At 47.4% G+C, this 5,249-nt stretch carries 3 protein-coding genes; all 3 read left to right on the top strand.

All coding sequences use genetic code 11. The features are described from left to right. The first annotated feature begins 107 nt into the window (after positions 1 to 107). The 3 genes from ACSTTG_RS08795 to ACSTTG_RS08785 all read left to right on the top strand — a co-directional run bounded on the left by ACSTTG_RS08795 (position 108) and on the right by ACSTTG_RS08785 (position 5,198). On the top strand, positions 108 to 1,181 hold the full coding sequence (locus ACSTTG_RS08795) for a cytochrome-c peroxidase (protein WP_438474518.1): 1,074 nt from the start codon (positions 108 to 110) through the stop codon (positions 1,179 to 1,181). Further along, positions 1,171 to 3,081 carry a hybrid sensor histidine kinase/response regulator gene (locus ACSTTG_RS08790; protein ID WP_438474517.1) on the top strand — a complete coding sequence of 637 codons (1,911 nt, stop codon included), beginning with the start codon at positions 1,171 to 1,173 and terminating at the stop codon, positions 3,079 to 3,081. Before ACSTTG_RS08795 ends, ACSTTG_RS08790 begins: the two co-directional genes overlap by 11 nt. Before the next feature lie 131 nt (positions 3,082 to 3,212). Continuing rightward, positions 3,213 to 5,198 carry a peptidase U32 family protein gene (locus tag ACSTTG_RS08785; RefSeq protein WP_438474516.1) on the top strand — a complete coding sequence of 662 codons (1,986 nt, stop codon included), beginning with the start codon at positions 3,213 to 3,215 and terminating at the stop codon, positions 5,196 to 5,198. The last annotated feature ends 51 nt before the right edge of the window (positions 5,199 to 5,249 follow it).

Here is a 5,249-nt window from a genome sequence, read left to right as displayed (position 1 = left end):
TGAGTTGGCGTTCGCAACAAGAGGTGGGTGTAATACCCACCTCGACCGGCACAAAGGTGACTTGGCTGGCAGTAAAGGCAATCAGGTTCACTGATAAGGAAAAGTCTATGGTCAAACGATCACTGTTTTGGAGCGTGGCGTTGTGTGTGCTCATCATCGGTTGTGAAGACCATAGTTTTAGCGAAAATGGTTCTGATCAACATAGTCTCAGCGAAGATAGCCACGATCAACACCATCATCATGACTCGCACTCTCATCAGCATTCTGCAAAGGAGAGTGCGTCTTTACCCGACTCTCGCAGTGATCTTGTTTTCCCGCTGCCAGAAGTGGTTAACTCTAACCAGCCTTTAGCTCGATTGGGTTGGAAGCTGTTTAATGACCCAAACCTGTCATCCAATGGCCAAATAAGCTGTAATAGCTGTCACGACCTCGCCACCAATGGCGCAGATCTTACACCGCTGTCTGTTGGGGTCGGTGGGCTAGGAGAGCGTAACTCACCGACGGTATTTAATGTCTCGCTCAATACACGTTTCTTTTGGGATGGGCGGTCAAATACCCTTGAGGCACAAGTCGATGGCCCAATTCATAACCCCCTAGAAATGGCCAATAACTGGCTTGAGATTTCGCAGTATTTGCGTGAGCACCCAGAGTACCCAACTCTGTTTGCCCAAGCAGGCATCGAAGATATTGGTGAACACGGTGTGAAAAGGGCATTGAGTTACTTCCAAGCGCAGTTGATCACGCCTCCTTCGCGCTTTGACCAGTTTCTTGCCGGTAAAGATGATGCACTAACCGCCGTTGAGTTAGCCGGCTGGGAGCAGTTTAACTCCCGCGGCTGCATCGTCTGTCATCAAGGGCCGAATGTTGGCGGCAGTATCTATCAGAAATTTGGCTACTATATTGATACAGACCTAACGCCAGATGTTGGCCGTCAGGCGATCACGGGGGATGAGATTGATCGCTCAGTCTTCCGCGTTCCGAGTCTGCGTAATGTCTCCGTGACTGCTCCTTACTTTCATGACGGTAAAGTCATGGAGCTTAAGTCTGCGATATATATTATGGGCAAGGTCCAGTTGGGCCAGGAGCTTGATGAGCAAGCTATCGCAGAGCTAGCGGCATTTCTTGAGAGCTTAGAAACCCCTCGTCCAATCATTTTGGGGCAGCTTGAAAATGAAGATTAGAAAGTTCATTTTTTACAACAGTATTCTGGTTGTCATTCTATTGCTCTCTGCTGGAGCCGGTGCTTGGTCGTATTATAAGTTGCGGCTGTTCGACAGTAATCTAGTCGTAGTTAATGAACTGGGACACCGACTGGTTGATATCAACAGCGAGTTCTTGGCATTTCAAATTCAGCCACAAGCCGCTGCCAGCCAGTTAACCCACACGCTTAATCAATTTGATATCGATATAGAGACATTAAACCTAGATTCATCTCAAGCCATTCCACTTGCAGCGTTAAACCAGCAGGATGAGCGTTATCGGCAAGCGTTTTATTCCAAGTCAAAGTACATTGTCAGCCGACTTGAGCAGTTAATTCGTGTCGAGGTGGCGCTGCAATTTGTTCAGAAGGCCATGCCAAATTCGCTAGCACAAAATGTAGATAACTATAGCAAGCAGCAATTGGTCGATGTGATTATCGATCTTCTTAGTAGCGATGGCGTTAAACCAAGCGAGGAGCGGTCTGCACCTTTATCTATTTACGCCGATAATTACTATAATTTGGTTGTGGATCAGCAACAGATCGTTGGCGAATTATTGACAGCAGATAACTTCGCCTATATCCACATTACAGAAAACTACTATATAAACAGGATTAACCAATCCCTGCTTGGGATGATTATCGGTGGTGTCATCGCGATTATATGTGCAGGTATATTGTTTTACCGCTATCTGTATCGAAGTTATGTTCGTGAGCAGCGATCCAATCAGCAACTGGAAATTGCACGCGAGCAAGCAGAGGCCGCGAGTGAGGCCAAGAGCTTGTTTCTCGCGACAATGAGTCACGAGCTGCGTACTCCGATGAACGGTGTCCTAGGCATGGCGCAAGTTCTATCGAGCCAGATCACCAACCCTCAGCAGCGTGAGATGCTCTCGACGATTGTCGACAGTGGCACCCATTTTGTCACCATACTCAATGATATTTTGGACTTTTCTAAGTCTGACAAGGATAAAATTGAATTTGCCAAAGAGCCATTTTTTCTCACCGAGTTAATTAACCCTATCGTTGCGACTTACAAACCGATTTGCGATGCAAAGGGGATTCGCTTAGTGGTGAATAATTCGGTTGAGCCTGATATCGAGCTATTAGGCGATGAATCGAGGCTTCGACAAGTCATCTATAACTTGGTCAGCAATGCCGCTAAATTCACTCACCAAGGGGAGGTCGTGTTTAACCTATCACTCGACGCCGATCATCTTAAGGTTGAGGTAATCGATACTGGCGTTGGGATCCCGATTAGGAGCCAGCCGACCATATTTGACCCGTTTGTGCAGAGTGATAGCAGTATATCGCGCGAGTACGGGGGGACTGGGCTGGGACTGGCGATTGTCGATAAAATGGTTGAGGGCATGAACGGGACCAAAGGATTCGATAGTGATGAAGGGGAAGGTAGTCATTTTTGGGTGTCGATCCCTATCGAATCACGGCTAGCCGCTGCCAAACAACCGACATTAGACAGCCAACGAGTAGTACAAGAAGAGAGTGGCACTCTACATATATTGATTGCCGAGGATAACAAAGTGAATGCCATGGTCGCCAAAAAGCTGTGCAAAGACCTTGGTTACACCAGTGAGGTGGCGGTTGATGGGGAAAAAGCCGTCGAACTGGTCAAGCAGCGGTCTTTTGATCTGATCTTGATGGACCACCATATGCCCAATATGACAGGTCTTGAGGCCACAAAGGTGATTCTAGGTGAGCTCAAGCTGGCGATACCGATCATTGTCTGTACAGCCGATGGGTTTGAGGAGACCAAGCAGCAGTTTATTCAGGCCGGAGCGACCGACTATATCCACAAGCCGATAAAAAAAGACCGCTTGGCAGAATCGATTGGGGGCATAAAGGTGTTACAACAACTTAATTAACCCCCTGTTGGCGATTGCTGAGTTATTTCGCCCTTTCCTTTAAGCCGGTTTATTCAACTAGTCCTCGAAATTTGTGAGCGAGATCGCTACAATGCCGGACTTTTGTTTTTAAGTGGTAGCAGGCTTTGACGGTGTACAGTAAACAGCAATTTGAACTTCTTGCCCCCGGCGGCGATCTTGATTCGATTAAAGCAGCCATTGCGGCAGGCGCTGATGCGATATATTGCGGTTTAGACCGATTCAATGCCCGCAACCGAGCTACCAATATCACTTTAGATGTCCTCGACAGCGTGCTTGAGTTGGCGCACCGTCATGACTGCAAAATATTCCTTACTCTCAATATTGTTGTGTTAGAGAGTGAGATCCCAGCGATTGTCCGCCTACTACAACAACTCATTGACACCAAGATCGATGGCGTGATCGTTCAAGACCTGGGCCTGGCGTATATCCTCAAGCATCATTTCCCACAATTGGATATGCATGCCTCGACGCAGATGAATACTCACAATGAAGGACAAATCTTGCTGTTGGGTAACTTGGGGGCCAGTCGCGTTAACTTGTCTCGTGAGCTCAATATCGAAGAAATTACTCACTTGGCGCAATTTGGTCACCAACATAATGTGCTGATGGAAGTGTTTGTCCATGGCTCGTACTGCATTGGTTTTTCTGGATTGTGTTACATCAGCTCGGCGCGTAACGGCGCCTCAGGCAATCGAGGTCGCTGCAGTCAACCTTGTCGTGAGCAGTATCAGCGTACTGAGACTGGCAAGGACTTCCCACTTAACCTCAAGGACAACTCTGCGTACCATGATATGGCGGCTTTGGCCAAGGCTGGAGTACATTCGCTCAAAGTTGAGGGGCGGATTAAGAAACCACACTATGTGTACACCGTTGTCGATAGCTGGCGCAAACAGATAGATACCTTTAGTCAAACGGGTGAACTACTCACCGATACCGACTCCCTGTATACGGTGTTTAACCGCGACTTCTCAAATGGTTATTTGCAAGGCGACATTAACCAAGCCATGTACATAGATAATCCTCGCGATCACGCACCACGCCATTTCAGTCAGCTAGCGAATGCGGTTGAGCCTGAGGCTCTTCAGCGAGTAAAGCAAGAACTATACAACAAAAAAACGGCGATAATTGAGAATGTTGAACGACATACTCACGATATGACTATCACCCAGGAAAAGCGACGAAGTTTGAAGGGCGCGATTGAACTATCGGATTTTACAATGCCTGAGCCCACGCGTGAGCCCTTAACCGCAAGGCTTGTAGTTTATATTTCAACGCCAGAGCAATTGGAGCTGATTGAACAGCATCCAGAGGCCGAGTTTTTCTATCAACTGCCCGATGCACTGAGTGATTATCAGGCGCAGTTGACCGATATTTTGGCTGAGCACTCAACGCTTGTTCCGGTTTTTCCCGCGATATTAATAGGTGAGCACTACCAAGCGGCTAAGCAGTTGGTCAAAACGCTAGTTGGTCGTAAGTTGGTCACCAACAACCTCGGTGTCGCGCAGTTGGCCAAAGAGCTAGGCGTGAACTGGATTGCAGGCCAGCAGCTTAATATTACCAACTCATTTGCATTAAAATGTATCGATAGTGATTTGGCGGGTAATGGCGCAGTGATTTCGTCAGAGCTCAGTCACAAGCAAATGAAGCGGTTGGCGCGACCAGAAGGATTTGATCTCTACTACACGCTCTACCAGCCAACGACCCTCCTGACCAGTCGTCACTGCCTGTTTATGCAAAGTGTCGGTTGCAAAAAAACGCGCATGAACCGTGGATGCCTTAAGCGATGCCGCAAGCATACATCGATTCTGAACCTGCGTGACAACCCCTACGTTATTGATAAACAAAAAGGTTGTTTTAACAGCCTATATGCTGACAAAAATGCGCTTCACCTTGATTCTATTGAAGAGTTAGACGGTTTGTTTACACACTACGTCGTTGATTTAAGGCCAATTAAAACCGAGACTCGCGTGTTGGTTGCTGAGAGTGAGCTGGTGAGTTTGTTTGAGCAGGCGGTGACAAAGCTATTACCAACGAAAGAGCTCAGTAAAGTGATCCTCAACATAAGTAATGGGCAGTATCGTAAAGGTGTCGCATAGTTTTGAACCAGATGTCACATTGTGGGAATCAAAGTCCCACATCTTATTTTT

The organism is Vibrio glycogenivorans, assembly GCF_051660965.1.
GTDB lineage: Bacteria > Pseudomonadota > Gammaproteobacteria > Enterobacterales > Vibrionaceae > Vibrio.
Note: the sequence above shows the minus strand (reverse complement) of the source record. Positions and strands in the feature narration are given on the sequence as shown.

Excerpts from the sequence above, each read along its gene's own strand:
- ACSTTG_RS08790 (WP_438474517.1), top strand. The coding sequence starts at position 1,171 with ATGAAGATTAGAAAGTTCATTTTTTACAACAGTATTCTGGTTGTCATT.
- ACSTTG_RS08795 (WP_438474518.1), top strand. The coding sequence starts at position 108 with ATGGTCAAACGATCACTGTTTTGGAGCGTGGCGTTGTGTGTGCTCATC.